This is a genomic window from Paenibacillus sp. sgz302115, from assembly GCF_056120445.1.
Genome location: NZ_JBVYOK010000001.1, coordinates 642,696 through 662,305 on the forward strand (window position 1 = coordinate 642,696; position 19,610 = coordinate 662,305).

Annotated in this window: 19 protein-coding genes; 4 read left to right on the forward strand and 15 right to left on the reverse strand. The window is 45.8% G+C overall.

What is annotated here, in order from left to right; all coding sequences use genetic code 11:
* Window positions 1-10 precede the first annotated feature (10 nt).
* Window positions 11-1,003 carry a zinc-binding dehydrogenase gene (locus AC0LWN_RS02870; protein WP_474663121.1) on the forward strand — a complete coding sequence of 331 codons (993 nt, stop codon included), beginning with the start codon at window positions 11-13 and terminating at the stop codon, window positions 1,001-1,003.
* 273 nt (window positions 1,004-1,276) lie between these two features.
* Here the strand turns inward: AC0LWN_RS02870 and AC0LWN_RS02875 are convergent, their stop codons facing one another.
* Window positions 1,277-2,254 (reverse strand): alpha/beta hydrolase, encoded by a 978-nt coding sequence (locus AC0LWN_RS02875; protein ID WP_474663122.1) that lies wholly within the window; start codon window positions 2,252-2,254, stop codon window positions 1,277-1,279.
* Window positions 2,251-2,382 carry a hypothetical protein gene (locus tag AC0LWN_RS02880; RefSeq protein ID WP_474663123.1) on the reverse strand — a complete coding sequence of 44 codons (132 nt, stop codon included), beginning with the start codon at window positions 2,380-2,382 and terminating at the stop codon, window positions 2,251-2,253. The genes AC0LWN_RS02875 and AC0LWN_RS02880 overlap by 4 nt, the downstream gene beginning before the upstream one ends.
* Before the next feature lie 129 nt (window positions 2,383-2,511).
* On the opposite strand from AC0LWN_RS02880, the gene AC0LWN_RS02885 reads away from it, so the two are divergent.
* The gene (locus AC0LWN_RS02885) at window positions 2,512-3,018 is read left to right on the forward strand and encodes a TetR/AcrR family transcriptional regulator (protein ID WP_474663124.1); all 507 of its coding nucleotides are present in this window, start codon (window positions 2,512-2,514) and stop codon (window positions 3,016-3,018) included.
* A 763-nt stretch (window positions 3,019-3,781) separates the two neighbouring features.
* Here AC0LWN_RS02885 and xerS read toward each other — a convergent pair.
* The 3 genes from xerS to AC0LWN_RS02900 form a co-directional block, all read right to left on the reverse strand.
* The gene (gene xerS, locus AC0LWN_RS02890) at window positions 3,782-4,852 is read right to left on the reverse strand and encodes a tyrosine recombinase XerS (protein ID WP_474663125.1); all 1,071 of its coding nucleotides are present in this window, start codon (window positions 4,850-4,852) and stop codon (window positions 3,782-3,784) included.
* A gap of 128 nt (window positions 4,853-4,980) precedes the next feature.
* Window positions 4,981-5,835 (reverse strand): CPBP family glutamic-type intramembrane protease, encoded by an 855-nt coding sequence (locus tag AC0LWN_RS02895; RefSeq protein ID WP_474663126.1) that lies wholly within the window; start codon window positions 5,833-5,835, stop codon window positions 4,981-4,983.
* Window positions 5,836-6,002: 167 nt separating this feature from the next.
* On the reverse strand, window positions 6,003-6,452 hold the full coding sequence (locus tag AC0LWN_RS02900; RefSeq protein WP_474663127.1) for a YdeI/OmpD-associated family protein: 450 nt from the start codon (window positions 6,450-6,452) through the stop codon (window positions 6,003-6,005).
* Between the two features lie 456 nt (window positions 6,453-6,908).
* Here AC0LWN_RS02900 and AC0LWN_RS02905 point away from each other — a divergent pair, with 456 nt between their 5' ends.
* Complete coding sequence (locus AC0LWN_RS02905) at window positions 6,909-7,424, forward strand: sigma-70 family RNA polymerase sigma factor (RefSeq protein ID WP_474663128.1); 516 nt, start codon at window positions 6,909-6,911, stop codon at window positions 7,422-7,424.
* Window positions 7,421-8,269, forward strand: a complete 849-nt coding sequence (locus AC0LWN_RS02910) for a hypothetical protein (RefSeq protein ID WP_474663129.1) — start codon at window positions 7,421-7,423, stop codon at window positions 8,267-8,269. The genes AC0LWN_RS02905 and AC0LWN_RS02910 overlap by 4 nt, the downstream gene beginning before the upstream one ends.
* Before the next feature lie 86 nt (window positions 8,270-8,355).
* Here the strand turns inward: AC0LWN_RS02910 and AC0LWN_RS02915 are convergent, their stop codons facing one another.
* From AC0LWN_RS02915 to AC0LWN_RS02960, 10 genes are all read right to left on the reverse strand, one after another.
* Window positions 8,356-10,266: a putative Ig domain-containing protein gene (locus AC0LWN_RS02915; RefSeq protein WP_474663130.1), complete on the reverse strand. Its 1,911-nt coding sequence runs from the start codon at window positions 10,264-10,266 to the stop codon at window positions 8,356-8,358.
* A gap of 233 nt (window positions 10,267-10,499) precedes the next feature.
* Window positions 10,500-11,486: an alpha/beta fold hydrolase gene (locus AC0LWN_RS02920; RefSeq protein WP_474663131.1), complete on the reverse strand. Its 987-nt coding sequence runs from the start codon at window positions 11,484-11,486 to the stop codon at window positions 10,500-10,502.
* A 178-nt stretch (window positions 11,487-11,664) separates the two neighbouring features.
* A complete protein-coding gene (locus AC0LWN_RS02925; protein WP_474663132.1) occupies window positions 11,665-13,032 on the reverse strand; it encodes a sensor histidine kinase in 1,368 nt (455 codons plus the stop codon).
* A complete protein-coding gene (locus AC0LWN_RS02930; RefSeq protein WP_474663133.1) occupies window positions 13,029-13,703 on the reverse strand; it encodes a response regulator transcription factor in 675 nt (224 codons plus the stop codon). Before AC0LWN_RS02930 ends, AC0LWN_RS02925 begins: the two co-directional genes overlap by 4 nt.
* A gap of 36 nt (window positions 13,704-13,739) precedes the next feature.
* Window positions 13,740-14,093 carry a DUF488 domain-containing protein gene (locus AC0LWN_RS02935; protein ID WP_474663134.1) on the reverse strand — a complete coding sequence of 118 codons (354 nt, stop codon included), beginning with the start codon at window positions 14,091-14,093 and terminating at the stop codon, window positions 13,740-13,742.
* Window positions 14,090-14,521 (reverse strand): MarR family winged helix-turn-helix transcriptional regulator, encoded by a 432-nt coding sequence (locus AC0LWN_RS02940; RefSeq protein ID WP_474663135.1) that lies wholly within the window; start codon window positions 14,519-14,521, stop codon window positions 14,090-14,092. The genes AC0LWN_RS02935 and AC0LWN_RS02940 overlap by 4 nt, the downstream gene beginning before the upstream one ends.
* 163 nt (window positions 14,522-14,684) lie before the next feature.
* Window positions 14,685-16,115 (reverse strand): YfcC family protein, encoded by a 1,431-nt coding sequence (locus AC0LWN_RS02945; RefSeq protein ID WP_474663136.1) that lies wholly within the window; start codon window positions 16,113-16,115, stop codon window positions 14,685-14,687.
* A 77-nt stretch (window positions 16,116-16,192) separates the two neighbouring features.
* Entirely contained in the window at window positions 16,193-17,776 is a 1,584-nt protein-coding gene (locus AC0LWN_RS02950; protein ID WP_474663137.1) for an amidohydrolase, read from the reverse strand.
* 182 nt (window positions 17,777-17,958) lie between these two features.
* A complete protein-coding gene (locus AC0LWN_RS02955) occupies window positions 17,959-18,672 on the reverse strand; it encodes a GntR family transcriptional regulator (RefSeq protein WP_474663138.1) in 714 nt (237 codons plus the stop codon).
* Between the two features lie 106 nt (window positions 18,673-18,778).
* Complete coding sequence (locus AC0LWN_RS02960; RefSeq protein ID WP_474663139.1) at window positions 18,779-19,594, reverse strand: fructoselysine 6-kinase; 816 nt, start codon at window positions 19,592-19,594, stop codon at window positions 18,779-18,781.
* Window positions 19,595-19,610: the final 16 nt, after the last annotated feature.

The window sequence follows — 19,610 nt, forward strand, 5'->3', positions numbered from 1 at the left end:
GAGAAATATTATGAAAGCACTAATTCTTGAAAAACCAGGGGAACTGGACAGTCTTACTGTTGTTACAAATAGGGAAATGCCAGAACCAAAAGATAATGAAATCAGAGTAAAGGTCAAGGCAGCAGGTTTGAACCCTTCGGATTACCAAGTCGCTGAGCACGCTGGTCTGGAATCCGAGAAAAAACGCGTTTTAGGATTGGAAATTGCGGGAATTGTAGATGCTGTTGGCAGCAGCGTGAGCAATTTTATAATTGGAGACCGCGTGTACTATCTTCGTAGCATTAATAATCTCGATGGCGGATTTGCGGAATACTCTGTGACTACAGCTCACACGGCAAGCAAACTGCCGGATGAAGTGCCTTTCGAACTGGCGGCGGTGGTTCCGGCAGCAGGATATACGGCTTATCAAGCAATAATGCAGAAACTTAACCCGCAGTCTGGTGGCACGATATTGATTCATGGCGGCGCAGGTGGTGTAGGAGGATATGCGATTCAATTAGCAAAAATATGTGGATTGAAAGTGATTACTACTTGCTTAGGAAAGGATATCGACTATGTACGCGCTCTCGGAGCGGATGAGGCGATTGATTTTACTAAAGGAAGTGTATATGAAGAAATTTCCAATCTAACTAATGGCAGGGGTGTTGATTACGTTTTAAATACGATAAGTCCTGATAGTGCGACAAAAGACCTTGAGGTTCTTGCCTTCGGCGGCGAAATGGTTGTAACGGCTGGATTCCCTGATTTTAGCCGTATTCGTTTTTATGATAAAGGGATGTCTTTACACGAGATAGCTCTTGGTGCTGCTCACACTCAAGGAGACTTTAATGCACAATCCAATCTTGCGAGAATCGGAGATCATTTTGGTAAATTGATTGCAGAAGGAAAGATTATCTCTCCACAAATCACAACGATAACTATGGAAGAAATTCCCGCCTATTTAAAAAAATTAAAAGAAGGTAAGATCACCGGAAAAGTTGGAACCAGAGTCCATGAGGATTAAGGCGACTAAATCGTTATAAGGAGTGAAGCGAAATGGGTCTACTTAATAATCACATATCGCTTGTTACTGGGGCAGGCACCGGGTTGGGTCGTGCGACGGCTGTGAGGTTTGGCAAAAGAGGGCTCAGTAGTCGTCCTGGTAGGTAGACGGAAGGAAAAACTTGAGGACCAAGTTCTGTCGAAGGACAAGAACTTGGTACTATTGCTGGTTTGACAGGTATCTAAATAATTTTGTCCAGCTATGGAATGGGTTATTTCATCAGTGTTTCATACGTTATTTTACCGGCATATAGGTATCCAGATATTCAAGTGCTGTATCCAGATACTTCATATAAAGCTTGTTATCATTCTGTAACGCATGGCCAGAATGAGGTAGCTCAATATACTCATGAGTAACATGATTGTCTTCCAGTGCTTTCACCAAATGTCTTGCAGACAGGAATGGGCATACTTTGTCATAGACGCCATAGGCAATGACTGATGGAACAGAATCTTCATTAACCCACATATATCCCGAGATCGGCTTAATTGTCTCTTCGTAAGCTTCTGTTCCGAACATATCCGCTGTAATTTCCGTACCAGCCATGATACCAAAAAGATTGGCTGTAGCTTCCGGGTTCTGATCAAGACCGTAAACACCCCAGTCTTCCGGATAGAAGCTGGAAGGTCCGACCGCTTCGAACATCATTTTTACAGGAATGGGAGAATCCGCAGCATCTCGGTACGCGTACAGCATTGCTAGCGTTCCGCCTGCAGACCCGCCGGCAATTGCCATTTCATCCAAAGTGTAACCAAGCTTCTTTGCTTCCTCTACAATTACAGGAATACTTTTCTTGATCTCCATGGACTGTGAATAGACACTGGCTTCCGGGTGATCATTATCTCGTAATGTATAATTTATACCTGCGGTGACATATCCCTTTGAACTGAGCCACTGCAGGATGGAGGCGTCATCCGATTTATCACCGGTTGTAAATCCGCCCGCATGCAGATAAACAATGAGGCCATAAGTTTTTCTTGTATTGTCCGCAGGAACATAGAGATCGAACTTGTTCTTTTCTCCTTCGCCATAGGAAATATCTGTATATGAAGTGCCGATTACATCACTCCATTCCACTGTATATTTTTTAAAAGCGGAGGATTTATAAGTCAGCTTGAATACTGAAGACCCAGCAAATGAGATAATGAATGCCAGAATACAAATGACAGCAAACATACCTCTCTTGTTTCCTTTATTTTCTTTTTTTCTCATAAGAAATTACCTCCGAACAGCGAACCACCTACCATCAGGTTAAAAAAAGTACGGACTGCAAGTCTTCCAAGAAATAATCCTGCCACAATCACAATCAGAAGAATGATCCATCTTGGCTTTGTCATCATTTTTTAAATCCTCCTTGACTTCATGATGGTACTTCTGTACCATCTTTGACGTAGCAAATGTACCATCTCGAATTCCAGAGATCAAGTGATGCAATGAAAATGGTACAAAAGTGGAGGTAATGTTCCATCATGAACAATGAAGAAAAAAACACGTACGTCAAAAAGCAAATCACCGATACGTTAATCGGCCTTTTGGAGAAAAATGAATTCAGAGACATTTCCATCATTCAAATCACCCAGACCGCACAAGTCAGCCGAAACTCCTTTTACAGAAACTACAGCGCTATAGAAGATATCCTTCTGCAGTATATCCGTTCAATGATGCAAAGCTGGCAGGCAGACTATGAACGTTCCGGAATGAATTCCAATGCTGAACTTTACGGTAATCTCTTCAAGCGTCTCAAGGAAAGTAAAGACTTTTTTCTGCTTCTGAAGAAGCGGAACCTTTTTCACATGTTCTTGCAGGTTTTTCTAGAACTGTATGGAACAAAACCGGAGCAGGATAACATGACCGCATACGTCGTTTCATTTGTTACCTATGGAACCTATGGATGGATCGAGGAGTGGATTGCAAGAGGCATGCAGGAATCCGCAGAGACCATGTCGGAAAAGCTGGCAGCTTCCGGAATGAAATAATGCATCCGGACGGCCGTTTGCTGTCGTGGTGATCGGTCGCTGAGAGGCGTGCACAATTCCTGGCCGGCGACCGGCTCAACAGCGCAGTTCAAACTGCAGAGAACGAAAGCCTGATAAACGGCTACGAGCGACCGTCCGGATTTGCATCGCGGACCAGCTGACGAAGTAGCTAAATTAGGTGCGAATTGCTTCTGTCATGACAGGTGGAAACATTACCGTAGAAATGGGGAGAAGTCTTATGATTTCATTGAATTTAAGAAGTCTGGCCCTGGCTTACAAAATGATATGCCAATAGATAGGTAGTTAGGGAATAAAGCATATGTCCTGCAAACGAGTGGGGACGTCAAATTTTGTCGGTGGACAAGAACTTGGTCCCATTGCCGAAAATGGACAAGAATATGGTACTTTTACCGATTCGATGATCGTCTAAACATAGTGAAGCTGGAGAAGAAGTGCTTTATTTTTATTTTCAAATTAAATCCATTCAGTAAATAATCAAACCATTTCCAAATGTAGATAAAAATCTAGGAGTGTAGGGATTGCAAAACTGCAAATGGCGAAGCTTTTCACTGCAGTAATAAGTTGTGGAAAATGAATGGAGGATTGGTTAATGGGTGAATTATCTGTTGTGCAGGACATTTGCTTGGTTGTAGGCGTAGACCAAGTTCTTGTCCCACAAGGGACTATCAGCTACTTATAGACATATGTACAAAATACGGGTTTTGTGAATATGTACTTGAGAAAACCCGTAACACCTTGGGTTTTAACGATCCATGTTGTTCACAGCATTACGCATCTCTTCATCTGTTAAGTGTGTGTATATCATCGTTGTTTGAATTGATGAATGTCCTAATTGATTCTTCAATCTGGGTACATCGTTATTCTCCAAGTGGTATCTTGTTGCAAAGGAATGCCTAAGTGAATGTACGGTTAGAGATGGTTTCCCAAAAGCTGTTGCGTATTTTTCAATTAACTTTTCGATGGATCGGCCTGTCAAACGCCGGCTTTTTCCTTTGCGGCCTATGGGAGCTGCCATGAACAAGAAGCTTTCAAGCTTTTCAGGTGTATATCTTGATTCTCTGATCTGCAGATAACTTTCTAAGTCCAATAATGCTTGCTTGCTGAAATACACATATTGCTCTTTATTGCCTTTGCGTATAACACGTACTAAAGCTTTATTCATATCTATGTCTTCCAGGTTAATCCCTGCAACCTCTGAAAGTCTAAGTCCGGAACCCAAAATAAGTGAAACAATGGCTGTATCCCGTTCACGATTGAATTGATGGAAATTATAAATCCGTTTGTTTTCTTTATTCTTTTCTCCGAAATCATGCGCTACAAATTGTCTAAACGCTTCAAAGTCATCTTCTCTGAGAATTTTTCCTTCGATACGGTTCGCGATGGTTTCCTGGCTTTCCTTAACCGCATTTAAATCTATTTTGGCCATCACATTCCGCTGTATATAAGGCTTCAGATCAGTTGTCTCAGCTTTGTTCTGTAGATAATCAAACAAGGACTTTAGGGATGATAATTTGCGATTTACCGTCAGTTTTGTGTTCCCCAATTGATACTCCAGGAAAGACAAAAAATTCTCAACTTCACGGACGGTTAATGACTCTAGTGCTTCCAGACTGATTTCTTTTCGGCTTATGGAAGTCAGATTCTCCACAACAAGCCAGTCAAAAAAGATAATATAATCATGGCAATAGTTCAAAAGTGTCGTTGGAGAAAGTTTTCGTTTCTTGCTATCTATAAATTCTGTTACGAACCAAGGAAGATCGGACAGCTTCTCATCAATACGTTGCATGTAATGTAGCTTCATCTGTTTATCCATATGTATCACAGCCTCCATGGCTATAATATAACTTATCACTAATTATTCGTCAAATTTATATTTTACGTAATAATAATTGTGAAACAAGGTGCTAAAGCCTCCCCCATTTCTTTATTCATCGACACTGACTATAACCGTCTAATGATCAGAGGTCTTTTCGAGAAGATCCAAGCCGCAATCAGCAGAGCAAGGGCCACCAGTATTCCCGATTCACCCGTCCAGAGAAACACATCTCCGCCCCTTGATGACTGGTCGAAAGCATCCTGAATCACAGCATTCCAACATGCGTGCAACAGAATTGCCGGCCAAATGCTCCCCGTCGTTAAACGAAGGCGGCTGATAATAGTATTGAAAGAGCAGATTGTAATCATAAACAGTATAATGGACAAGGCAATAGATGGGCCGGAATAATAACTTGCAAATAGTATTGCAGGGATGTGCCATGCTCCCCAGATCAAACCGCTCGTCAATATTGGCCTGGGTATGCGCGCCTGAATGAGTCGAGTGAGCATGTAGCCCCTCCACCCCAACTCCTCACCTGTGCTGCTGATCATGCCTATTGCGGTACCTACAAACATTTGGAAAATAATAGTTACGGTGAGGGACCCATTTGCGGAATTACCTGGTTCAACATACTGTACCAGCCCCGTAATCCAAGCGAATCCATACGCAAACAAACCAATGACAACCGGTAACATCAGGACAAATGGGATACTCTTTAACGTCTGCTTGCCTCCAATCCGCAGGGAAATATCCGCGATGCCTTCGCGCAGGACTAAACGGGCGAAAATCGAGGACAAGCCGGGTGTCCACATGAGAAGCAGGACAAAATTGGGGGATACGTTTATTACCAGTACATAGCTGATGATCGTGAGAGGGATTAGCATATCAAAGAAAATGAGCAATCCCCTCCTGGATGACTGAATCACGCCTTTTTCTCCATCAGGGCCCTGTTCTTTGGCTTCTGCAATCAATGTTTTCATTCCATTCCAACTCCTTTAGACCAGATGTGTATACCAGTGTAGCAGTGGATTAGAATGTGCAAAACAAACCAAGGTCTAGTACCGATTAAGACCTAGGCCTAGTACCCGGTGCTCGCTACCGATGTTTTGATGACTTAAAAAACCACCAACGATGACTGCTCTAGGATTTATTTATCTTTAAGTTTATTAATTAAAGCTAGTACCCGGTTATTCTTTGTTTCTTCCTTTTTAGCAAGTTCAATATAATTGATCTGCTCCCGTTTAATGTAATCAGGTTGAATAAGGAATGTATTCAGCATGTGGTGCTCTTCAAGTTTTACTGTAATGTAGTCTGGCAAAACAATATTACGATTCTCCTCATCTTTTTTAAGAATTACATGGAGACTGTCACCGAGCTTTTTATGTACTGCTCTTCGAATAAATTCATTATAAACAAAATAATGCCCATTTTTTGACGGCAACAATGTATGGTCGAACTCGTGCCCGTCAACGGAGATTTGGATAGATACTCTACCGCTAGTATTGAATACTTCCCTTACTGAATACGGGAAATAAACGACCTTCCATTTCATTTTACCTTCCAGCATCTTTATCTCGCTATCAAATTCATACACCATATTAAATAACACTCCTCATTGTAAGAAGCTGATTCCGATTTCTTCGAAGAGTACGCATGGTTCCAACAATCTGTCGTCAGTAAGTTCATCGAAAAACTTACGGGCCACACTCATCAGGACATACTTCGACAAGCTGCTTCAACATTTCTATTGTCGGTTCAAACTGTCTTCTTAAGATAGCTACCATCTTGTCACTCATGCTTATCAACTCCATTCTCATAAATTGGAATTGTGAATATATTCTTGTTTTCAATATACAAAACCTTCTCACTCTCAGCAGTGTTATTGGTAAATTTGTGAACGCCCTAGTAATTATTTTTTCACATCGTAGAACTATTTCCTCCCTTCATCAGTCTAACCATTAGCTATGAGAGCTCAACGTGCTTGAGCAAGTACCAGGCCTGGTATACGTGCTGTGGCTCTAATGCTTATATTTAAGGGGGTTTACGCAGAGTAATGAGACTTAACATCATTAAATCAAAAGAAGAGCAGTTCAGCGAAAAGCTCGGAGTCATTCGGGATAAGCTTTATCGCCTCGCCTACTGCTATGTAAAAAATGAGCAAGAAGCGCTGGACATTGTGTCCGAAGCTACTTACAAAGGTTTTCTCGCTTATGGCAAGCTGCAGTCTATGACCTATTTTGATACCTGGATGTCACGTATTGTGATTAATACAGCTATTGATCATATAAGCCGCAACAAGCGGATGACTTATATCGAGGATCATGGAAAAGAGCTTGCGGCTGCTGAGCGGGGAGCGACGCTGGAAGAAAAAATGGATTTGTATGATGCACTGGACCGGCTTGTACCAGAAGAGAAAACTTATATTATTTTGAAATTCTTTGTGAATCTTCCCTTTAGAGAAATGGCGCAGGTTCTTTCTATATCGGAAAATACAGTCAAATCTAAATTTTACCGTATTATAAAAAAATTAAAACATTATTTGATAGAGGGAGAGGTTGATAACGTATGATGGGAAAAGATCGTTACGAGAATATCAAAATTCCTGACCAGCTTGTCAGCGTCATTAATAATGCCCAGAAAAGAGCATCCGCTCGTAAGAGATCCCTTAGAACGATGCGCTTCGCTTCATTAATTGCGGCCTGTATCATGCTCCTGTTCGTCGTTAACATCCCAAGTGTATCACACGCGATGTCTAAAATACCTGTAATTGGAAAGATTGTTCAGGTTCTGCAATTTGGCGAAGGTGGCGAGCGTACAGATGGCGCCAAAGTTGGAACGGAAGCGACGGAGAATACACTTAAAATTCATTTTAGTTCTGAGAACGAGCCTGTTGCCAATGTACCGTTTTATACAGTTGAACAAAAAGATGCACCTAACCGTCTAATCTTTACATTCAATGGTACCCGTCAATTTGATTTTGATACGATAGAGAAAGATTTGCTTACTCTTCCCCTAGTGAAGGATGTTTATCGAAATATCGTTTTGGATGACTCAGCAATGCGGTTCGTCGTTGAACTGAAAGATGGTGTGAAGCATTCCATATCTGAATTTAAAGATCCCGGATATCTTGAGTTGAAGCTGACTCCAAACGGCGAATCAGCTCCGCCTCATGAGGTCTTCTCTATTCGTACGGGAGAAATGCCGTTAGGAGAGGATATGGGCATTCTCGAAGAGCAATATCCAGAAGAGGATATCTCATTTATAAAAACTGCCTCGGGTAAATTTATCGCGGTCATTGGCGGATATGATACTGCTGAAGAAGCCCAGAATAAGCTCAAAGAAATTTCAGCGCATGAGTCCTATAACGGAGAATTTTATGTAGACAGTTGGATGAGTAACGAAAGCCCGCAATGATAAGCTAACAAGTTGAAGGGGGAGCCTAGTCTCCCCCCGATACTCTATACATAAATATTCAACCTGACCAGCCGGTCTATCATTTACTATGAAACCGGAATGAGACGGATGTAATCCAGTTCGGCATAACCTGTGTTTCCTTTGGACAGGCGAATGGTATTGGCACCATTGTTCAAGTTGACTGTGGTTGACACTGTGCCGAATTGCCCCCATCCCTCCGTGGCCGGGTAACTGATTGTCTGCGCCGATCCATTATTAACATTCAAACTCTGGGTCGACAAAGCACCAGTCCCGTTTGCATAGCGGATTTCCAACTTATATGGACCTGCCCCCGCTGCTTGAGCAGCGAATTGAACGTAGCTGTCCGGATAATCAATCTGACCTATATATTTGCCGGCCGAAGCTCCAGCCGCTTCATTGACGTTAGCATTATTCACTGTCGCGCTTTCCGCTTCGTAAATGACAGCCGGATTCGAAGTATCTCCCAGGTTGAGTGAAAAGGACTTAACAACAGGTGCACTCATCTCATCATAGTCCCTCAGCTTGACTGTAAAGTTATAGATAGACTGCGGTGCCGAAGACGCCACGGTACCGCTGATCACTCCGGTGAAGCGGTTCAACAAAAGGCCGGGCGGCAGGCTTCCGCTCTCAAGCGTCCAGTCATAGAACGGCACCCCTCCATTAGCTGTTAGCTGTGCCGTGTAGCTATTCCCTTTAGTTCCGTTCGGGATAGTGCTCGTCGTAATGGAAGGCGCCAGGAATGGAGTCAGATTCTTGTTCAGCTTCCAGCCTGCATTCTCTGCTATCAGCAGGGAGAGCTTGGTCGGCAGCCATCTTCTGGTAGGAAAGAGATGGTTCCAGCCTCCACTCTGACCACTAATCCGATCCCAGCTAGCCTGATCTCCAGGGATATGATAGCTGTTATCCAGTTTCACTGCGTGGCCCTGGTAAGCAATCACTTCCGCATCGTTGGTACCATTGCTGTTGTAGTAAGCAACCATTCCGGGCCAACTGTCGCTGTAAGCGAAGCCGTGACCAAATTCATGCATGATCAGGCCATAGACATCCGTCACCTGGCTGAGGTCCGTCTTATACCAATCGTCATCGTTGATCGAAGTAAAGACGCTGGCATTCGCGTAGAAATCAAGTGCCGTCCCGAGTGAACGGTGTAAATTCCCTGGTGCATTGACTCCATTGATTTTGTGATATTTTCCGTTATTGGAGGACCAGCCTGTAGAGTAAGGATCATTGATGCCCCGCAGGAAAATCCACTCCCCCTTAAAAGGGGCATTGTTACTTACCGTTGTGTTGCCGTTAAAATTGTCGTTTGGTACAATATTCACCTCGTCCCCGGCGGGAACCGTATCAAAGGGCGAAATGTCCAGAAAGTAGAAATAATCCTTGATCGCCCGCTCTGCGGCGGCCCGGATTCCGGGATCGTCAAAATAATGATTGACCGTGTCATAACGGTAATCAAACACTAGCGGAAACGTGCTGTCTGTGTTATCGTCCTGATCGAGAACCCGAACCGGCACCGTCTGGGTTCTCGTGTTTCCGTTGTTTTCACGGATTTGCATAGAAAGCGTATAGTTCTCTATACTTCCTGCACCACCCACCCGGTCCGGAGCAATTTCGAGCAGGAAGTTTTTGGATTCAGCAGCGTTTGCGAACTTCAGTGTCTTTGTCGCACCATTTGCGGATAAGGTGCTGGGCAAATCCATCATCAGCCGGGAAGAGCCTTCGGCCTGAAGGTTAACCGTGACCGGATACACAGCGTTCGCCGGGGGTTTAACCGTGAGCTTGATATAGGGATTCGCCAGATAACCCTGCCAGTCTACCAGATCAATCCCATATCCGTTCACCTCCCGTCCGAATATATCTATCACTGACAGCTCGCCCGCAGCAGCAGCGCTGACCTTGTTTCCCGGCACTTCATTCACTAATAACAAACCCAATACCATCGTGGAGCACAACAACAAGCTGACTCCTCTTCGCATACAGATTACCTCCCCTTGTTTTTTTATTTCATTAATGCCATTTTCTGTAGATTATTCATTTCTAATGATACAGATTTAATTATGAAAAAAAACAAACAATTCCAACTACATTTTTAATTATTTCAACCAGCAAGCTGAAACGGCTACGCCGTCCTTATAAGGACGGCGTAGCCGTTTCAGCGAGAAATACTTACATTTTAAAAACCGCCCCTAAGGACGGTTTTTAATTGCACTTATTTTACGTCTTTCATAAATTCCCGGAAGTCCTCAGCGATTTCTTTGGATCTGGTATGGTGTAAATAATGCGCTCCTTCTAGGGTAATCATTTTTCCATGCACAGAATTCTTTATTTGCTCTTCATGCAGTGGTATCCAATCTTTAACTTCTGGATCATTCGCCAGTACGAACAAAAGAACAGGAAGATTTTTGGGGAATGTTTGGCTTTTGGCTGCCTTGAAATTAGCACTAATATTTTTCATTTCATTCAAAACAGTGGCATTATTCGAGTTCTTATTCGAAATCATTCTCATCTGATCTTTGGTTTCATCATCATAAGGCAGTCCAGCATAGGGGTCGCCGCCTATTTTCTTGAGCAATCTTATGAGACCTGATTTTTCGAGAAACTCAAGCGACTGGATTGGAGTTTCTTCATCCTCACCACCTTGCGTTGGAACACTGCTGTCGATCCCGACAAATGCACTCACTTCGTTTGGATATTTATTCACATAATCCAGTCCGTAAATGCCCGCAATGGAATGGCCCATAAGTGTGTACCGGTCAATCTTGAACTGCTGTAAAGCTTCATGAATTTCACTAACGATATTCTCAGTGCTCCGTTCTTTGCCGGTTCCATCACTTAGTCCATACCCAAAAGGCTCAATTACGACTACCCGGTAAAACGGAGATAACTCCTCTACCAGCGGCTTAAAATCAAGTGCCGGCGCCCCTGTACCAAGGCCTGGAAGCAGCACAACTGTTTCTTCGCCTTTTCCTTGGATCAGAACATTCATATTCTTCCCGTCTACAGGCACTAACTGGCCATAGGAATGTATTTTCCCTTGCTCTGATTTGTTACTGATCACATTAACTATAAAAACAATAGCAAAAAACAGCACTATCGCTATTGCTACAACTCCTATGGTTTTCAGTAAAATGGTGGACAGTTTCTTCATTCCAGTACCCTTCCTAATGTTCATTACCTCTCTTTGTTCCACTCTCATCTTCTCCTATCCTCATCTGTCTATTGATCTGCGTTAAATAGCTGTTAATGATAGCTTATAGGACGAAGATGTACTCCTAATGACTACAATATGAACGGAATATGAACAAGCAAAAAAAATGCTACAGCGCCACATGCAAGGAAGCTTGCACATAATGCCGTAGCATAGAGATGACTAATTAATCTGCCCGTGTTCTGATCGGCAACGTGACAATGACGGCCGTTCCCCGGCCGAGCTCGCTCTCCACTTGAATGTCGCCTTGATGAAGCGAAACGATCTGTTTGACGATAGCAAGCCCCATACCGCTGCCGTTATACTTACGACTGTGGGAACGATCCGCCTTAAAGAACCGTTCGAATATACGCTTCTGGTCCTCGGGGGAAATACCAATGCCGTTGTCGGATATCCGGACGATCACATTGTTGACATCTTGCCGGGTGCTGACATTAATAACGCCGCCATCCATAGAAAATTTGATGCTATTGCCGAGCAGGTTCGTCCATACCTGGTTTAATTGATCATAATCCGCCATGAGCCGAACGGCCTTCAAATTGAGCTCAAAACTAATGTTGCGGGCCGACCATTGCGGCTGGATTGCAACGATAACTCGTCTGATCTGCTCATCAAGGCTAAACTTAGTGAGCCGCAGCTGCTGGGACTGCGATTCAAGCAAGCTCAGCTTGAGCAGGCTATCACTCAGCTTGGATATCCGATTTGCTTCTGCAATGATGATATCGAGATAACGGCTTCGCTCATGATCCGCAACATCAACTTGCTTGAGCGCTTGGGCATAACCGGAGATTGAGGTCAGCGGTGACTGAACTTCGTGAGATACGTTCGATACGAATTCCCTGCGCATCTCTTCAAGCCGCTGCAGATCCTGCATCATTTCTTCGAAGCTGCGGGCCAAAGTACCTAACTCACCCTTTTGCTTAATATTCAGCTTGACGCTGAAATCTCCATCTGCTATTTGCTTAGTCGCTTTTGTCAGTTTTTTGATCGGTCTTATTAAGAACATAGCAGCAACCATAATCAACAGACTGCCTGCAACCAATGAGTAGATTAAAAAGTTGATAACCCACTTTACCATAAATGAGGAGGAAGAAGGCGGGCGCTGCTCCACAAACATCGCTTTCGTTCCCATCTCCGTTTTCAAGGGCAGCCCTAAGAGGAGCGGTTTAATACCATTGGTCTTGACTTGAACAACTCCGCCACCGAGTACTTCCGTTATTTGCTCCTTAGTCACTGTACCAGGATTGTGGCCCTTAAGCGCTCCGAAGGACTGCAACTGCCCCTTCCCATCATAAATTCGAATATAATAGGAATTGAGCTGCTTCATGTCACCCACGAATGAGTCTGCTTCACGCGTCGGTAAAGTCTCGTAAATCCGGGAGACGTCCTGACCAAAATCAAGTAAGGTAATCTGCATATTCTCGTTCAATTGATCTTTAAACACCCAGGTTGCCACATAAAAAGCAATAATCGTTCCCACGATTGCAGACGCCAGGAAAGTCAGGACGACCCGTATATATAAGGATCTGATCATTCATATACCTCAAGCCGGTAACCAAGCCCGCGCATCGTTTCGATACGAAAATCCGGTGTATCCGCAAACCGTTCCCGCAGACGCTTAATATGTACGTCTACCGTCCGATCATCTCCAGCGTAATCAATCCCCCAAATTTCATCAATCAGCTGCTCGCGCGTATAGACTTGTCCGGGTGTTCCCGCAAGCTTATACAGCAATTCGAACTCCTTGAGCGGCAATGTGAGCGTCTCCGCCCCTCTCTTCACCTTATAAGTCTGCCGATCAAGGACGACGTTGCCGAACTGGATCAACTGCGTGGAGCCAATCCGGTATCGTTTCAATAATGCTCGAACACGAACTGTCAACTCTAAGGGGTCGAATGGTTTCGTCAAATAATCGTCTGTCCCAAGATCGAACCCCTTCACTTTCTCCCAGGTTTCGCCTCTCGCAGTCAGCATAAGCAACGGAAGATCAGGATTGGCTCTCCGGAGCTCCTTGCATAACGTCCAGCCATCCATGATAGGCATCATAATATCGAGCACGACAAGATCGACATGTGTTGAGGTATACACGGCCAGTGCTTCCTTACCGTCCTCAGCTTCGAGCGTTGTGTATCCGTCATTTCGTAAAAATAAACAGACGAGTTCGCGAATGTTCGCATCGTCGTCAGCAACCAGTATTGTAGGCATCCGTTCCCTCTTCCCCTGTTTTCCAGCCAAATTTTCTCATTTCAAAAGAAGCCACTGCTGCAAAACTATCGCATGATTATAGACAGGATCTTTCGCGGCATAAACCAAAGTCACCCTTTGATGCAGCGCAAGCTCCGCGATCTTCGCACCCAGTTCCCCGCGTAATGGGTCGCCCTCCAGCTCTTGAATATAGCTTTTGCTAAATGCATCAAAACGCTCCGGCTTATGATCAAACCATTTGCGCAGGTCCGGGCTGGGAGCAATCTCCTTCATCCACTCATTAATGGAAGCCTCCTGTTTGGAAATGCCGCGCGGCCACAGCCTGTCTACCAGTATACGATATCCATCCTCTGGAGCAGCCGGCTCGTAAATCCGCTTCAGAGCGATCATAGGTTCGAATTAACTTTCATCAATAGATCCATTAAAGTTTCCGCTTCTTCTGCAGAAAGGCCTTTGGTGATGCTTTTTTCCACTTCCGCAAAAATCTCATTGAATTCATCGACAAGAACAACCGCCTTGTCCAATAAATATATTCTTTTCTGCCGCTCATTGTCTTTCGGAATGACCCGTGTGATGTACCCTTTTTTCTCCAGCCCTTGAAGCATACTGGTGATGCTGGCTTCTTTGCGATTGAAGTGCTCTGCCAAATCCTTTTGGATCAGACCTTTATCCTGATTTTCAAAAATGTAGCCGATCATCTGTCCCTGCTGAGAATTCAGTCCCAGCTCCATTAATCTGGCGTCTCCTATTCTTTTCTGCTTCAATCCAATTTCCCGGATCAGATTTGAATATGGAGTATTCGAAGCTGGTTTTGTCATACGACCCTCTCCCTTATAGGTTTCATAGTTAGGATTCTAATTATAAGGAGATCATAAACTTTAGGTTGCTCCTAGTCAAATATGAAGGCATTCACTAAGAAGGGCCCATGCCCGGCATACAAAAAAAATCATAACCACCCGTCAAACGGGTGGCTATGACTGTCTACATCCCGGCATAAGCCGAAATCGCAGAGAAGATCGCTGCAATGATCCATAGGAGCGGAAAAATTTTCATAATCAGCTTCAGCCATTGTCCAAAGTTGATGCGGGCGATTGCCAGTCCGGCCAGCAAAACACCTCCGGTGGGGGAGATGAGATTGGTCAGCCCGTTGCCGAACTGATAGGTGGTAACAATCGCTTCCCGGTTAATGCCGACCAGATCGCCGAGCGGCGCCAGCACAGGCATTGTCAAGGCCGCTTCCCCAGAAGACGACGGGACAAAGAAAGTAATCAGGTTATGGACGATCAGCATAATTGTCGTGAACGCATAGCTGGGTAGTCCTTTAAGCAGATTGGACATCGAGTTCAGGATCGTATCAATAATCATGCCGTTTTCAGCAATGACCAGGATCCCCCGGGCGAGCCCGATAATGACGGCGGCATACACAAATTCGCCGCAGCCTTTAACAAAGTTCTCCGCCAGCTCCTTCTGGTTCATTTTGGATACAATCCCCGCAAATAAACCCAAAGCGAAAAATAGCGCGCCAATCTCGGTCATATACCAGCCTTTGCTGAGAATCCCCCAAACGATCAGCCCCAGCGTCACAATAAACCCGGAAATAATCAGCTTGTCCCGGAATGAGAAGTGCACCGCTTCCCCCGTATCTTCTTTCAGAAAGATTGGGCGGTTGATCAGGTCATTTTTGAAAACAACCGATTTCTCCGGATGTTTTTTTACCCGCTGCGCATACCACATCGTGAACCCTATGGAAACGGCAGTGAACACAATCCATTCGATAAAACGCAGCCAGAGCTGGGGATTGCCCTGAATGCCGGCCACACCTTGGGCAATAAGCACCGAAAACGGGTTGGTGGTCGAGCCGACATAACCGATTTGCGTGCCGAGGAACAAGATCAGGATGGCCGTAATAGAATCAAAGCCGAGGGCAAACATCAAGGTTATAAAAATCGTATACAGCGGGATGGTTTCCTCGCTCATCCCGAAGGTGGAGCCGCCAAGGCTGAAGATCATCATAGATATGGGGATTACGAGAATTCCCTTTTCTTTCAAGGCCCGGGCCAGAGCCAGAAGTGCGCGGTCAATCGCCCCCGTCTGCAGAATAATGCCAAAAGCTCCGCCCACAATAAGAACAAAAGCAACCACATCCACCGCATTGATGATGCCCTCCATCGGAGCGCCCAGAATTTGCGGAATTCCCTGACGCAGATCCCCGTCTTCGCCGGATTTGGGCACGGTGTGGTAGGTTCCCGGCACGATGACCGTTTTGGCAGCGCCGCCGACTGTTGTCTCTTCCCGGCTGAACTGACCGCTGGGCACCACCCAGGTAAGTGCGGCCATCACGATAATAATCAGAAAGATGAGCGTGTAACTGTGCGGCAGAGCCCATCTGCTTTTTTTCTCCAATGATTCCATGATATATCCCTCATTCCATAATTATATCGTTATAATACGTATTATTAAGGGTTGAAAATATTCTTTATCGTCATACATCATGACACCGAAGACTCGCCGCCTGTAATATCGTGGACAATTCGGCCATCCGCTACCGTCAGTACAACCTGCGCTTTCCGCAGCCGTTTCTCCGGGACGGTAAACAGATTGCAATCAAATACGGCAATATCCGCATATTTACCTGCTTCCAGTGTGCCCACTTTTTCTTCCATAAAGTTATGCTTCGCTCCGTTCACGGTCCAGGCTCGCAGCACCTCCGCCACGGTCATGCCCTTCTCCGGATACCAGCCGCCTTCGGGCGACCCGTCCGGAAATTTGCGTACAACCGCTGCATAGATGGAATCGGGAACGCTGGTTATAAACAGCGGCAAATCGGTGCCGATCGTTAGAGTCACACCCGCTTCCCTGAACGCCCGGTAATCATAAAACCGGTCTTCATTGTCCCGGCCCGCCACTTCCGCCATATAGGCGGCATCATAAGCCGGATTCAGCAGCAGAATCTGGGCGTATATCTCCGCAAATATTCCGTTTTTCCCCATCCGCTGCAGGTCTGCTGGATGCGGATACTCCAGATCGCTGAGCGAATGTCTGGCATCGCGCGCCCCGTTAATGGTCCGGCATTTCTCCAAGATGGAGACTGCCCGGCGAATGGCGGCATCGCCTTCCGCTGTCAGGCAGCATTTCATTCCGTTCCGGTCTGCTTCCAGCACTGCCGCTTCAATCGCGGAATAATCCACCGGCTTCAGATTGGTGACACCCGGCATATCCGCATAGGATTCCAGCATGTCGCCCGTATGATCCGCCACAACGCCGTCGATCATAATTTTGTAGCCCTGAAAACGGAGACCGTCACTGGTATAGCGTTCCAGAAATGTCCGGCCCAATGCGGAATTCAGCGGCTCAAGTACAGGCTCCAGCGCGAAATGGACACGCAGCGGCAGGCGGCCGCCCGCTTCCAGTCCGGCCAGAACCGGAAGCAGACCGCTGTAATCATCAAAGCCGATATCCTTGATCGAGGTAACGCCCTGTTTGGCGAGCATCTGGCAAAAATCCAGAAACATCTGTTCCACCCGCTGTTGATCCTGCTGCATATCCTTGAGTAACAGCGCCCTTGCTTCCGCGCTGCATTCCTCCGGCGTAAACCGGTATTTGGCGATCGCTGCCCGGTTCATCCAGCAGTGGCTTTTGCTGTTGTTAATCGCAATGACGGGGCGATCCGGAAAAGCTTCGTCCAGCGCAGATTGCTCCGGCAATGAGCTCCAGCGGTTTTGATCCCATCCGTAAGCGTATACATTTTCATTAACGGGCAAAGTCTGAGCATGCCGGACCAGCAAGGTCAACGCTTCCGCGGAAGAAGCGGTTTGCGACAAATCAACGCCAAGATGCAAAGACATATACCCTGTAAAAAAAACATGATTGTCATGAATCCCCGGCATGACCAGCCTGTCGCCCAACATATACACTTTGGTCTCCGGGCCTATCCATTCTGCTTGGCCGCCCGGCCCGCCGACTGCAACAATCCGGTTGTTGCTCACCGCCACAAAACCGGGCTGCGGAGCATCCTGGTCACCGATGAACAGACAGTCCGATACAAGCACAAGATCTGCAGTATTATTTTTCATCAACCCTCAACTCCTGTTGGCTACACTCAGGCGTCCCCCGGAACGCCTGTACCATCTTTGTTCTGCTCTCTACTAAATATCAAGCACAAGTTGTTATTACGTTATATAACGTTATGTCAAAAATCTCCAGACTGCCCCAAAAATTGAAGCAGTAAAGGATGTCTGTCTGTCAACCGTGCACGCTAGAGAGTAAACTGATAGCGGTCTCCAATGATGTATTGCTTACCAAGATGTACCGGGAGTCCGTCCTGATCGTAAATGATCGTATTCAAATAAAAGAGCGGTTTGCCAATCGGCGTCTCGAGCAGCCCGGCTTTCACTTCATCGGCCAGCGCAATTTCCAGCGTCGTTTCACCCGGATTGACTGCATCTATGCCATACTTGTCCCGCAGCAGCTCATACAGCGAGCCTTCCAGCGGTTCTTTCAGCAGAAATGCAAACCGATTGTGCGGATAGTAGTTGTTCTCCAGCATCAGCGGACTGTCTCCGGCATATCGTTTACGCTGAATAAAAATCGCCTGTTCCCCCGGCGCAAGACGCAATTGCTGCTTCATCCCATTGTCCGGTGCAATAATTTCTCTTTGCGTAATTATGCTGTGCGAAGTCAGCCCATTGGCTGCGCAAGCCGCCGTAAAGCCGATGACATGTTCAATTTTACGGCCAATTTTGGCCTGGCTGACAAAGGTCCCTTTGCCCTGCTGCTTAACCAGATAACCTTCTTTGGACAGTTCTTCCACTGCTTTGCGAACGGTAATCCGGCTTACCTGGTAACGCTCGCTGAGCTCCGTTTCGGTTGGAATCTTCTCTCCCTGTTTGAACTCTTCGTTGTGAATCGCTGATTGCAGCGCTTTTTTCAGTTGGACATATAATGGTTCGGCATGATCTGCATTTAACATAATTTACCTCGCTTGTTATCTACCTTGAGTACAGAGATTTACACTGTACCTTACTCTTTATCAGAGTATCAAACGTTGTGGTATTTCACAAGCGGCGGCCAATACATCATTTATAGGATACGCCATACCCGAAGGAACCTTCTACAAGGCAGCTTTGGGCTGCAAAGCGGGATGCTTTGAGCATAGATTCCTGTATGTCTCCTCCGGACAAAACATTTAGCAGAAACGCCGCGATAAAAGAATCACCTGCCCCCATCGTATCGACGGCCTCCACTACCTGCGGTTCTTGGAAATAGTAGCGTGCTCCATCGTAGACAATGGCCTGTTCGCTACCGCGTGTAGCTACAATCAATTGGCCGGTGCGGCTCCATTTGGACCGGATATAGTCCTGCGTATCCGCATCCGACATATGGCTGCAGGAGAAGAAGGCATAATCGGCAAAAGCAATATGCTCATTCACTTGCTCTTCTGTAAAATCATCGGAGAAATCGAAGGACAGCGGGACGCCCAGTGTCTTCAGCTCCGGTAGAAGATGGCCGGTGTGGCTGTACAGCCCGGTATGCATGACGGCGAATTCACGAATGTACTGTTTGTCTTCTTCGGTAAGCCGCAGCGGGTGAAGACGTGTAACCCCGCCTTCATTGCTGCCGAGAAAGATGCGGTCTCCGTTCTCCAGTGTCACCCGTGCGCAGCCGTTCTCTCCGCTGAAATGCCGGCATCTGGACAGGTCGATCTCAAGCTCCCGTAGTACCTTCTCCACATGCCGGGCTTCGTCATCGTCACCGAAAGTGCCGACAAAAGCGGCTTCTGCGCCTAGTTTTTTGGAAAAAACACTGAAGTTAACCGCATTTCCTCCCGGGTACATGATCTTGAGATGAACATATTTATCAACAACGTTGTCTCCAATACCCAGAACCTTCATTTTTCTTCACCTCGCT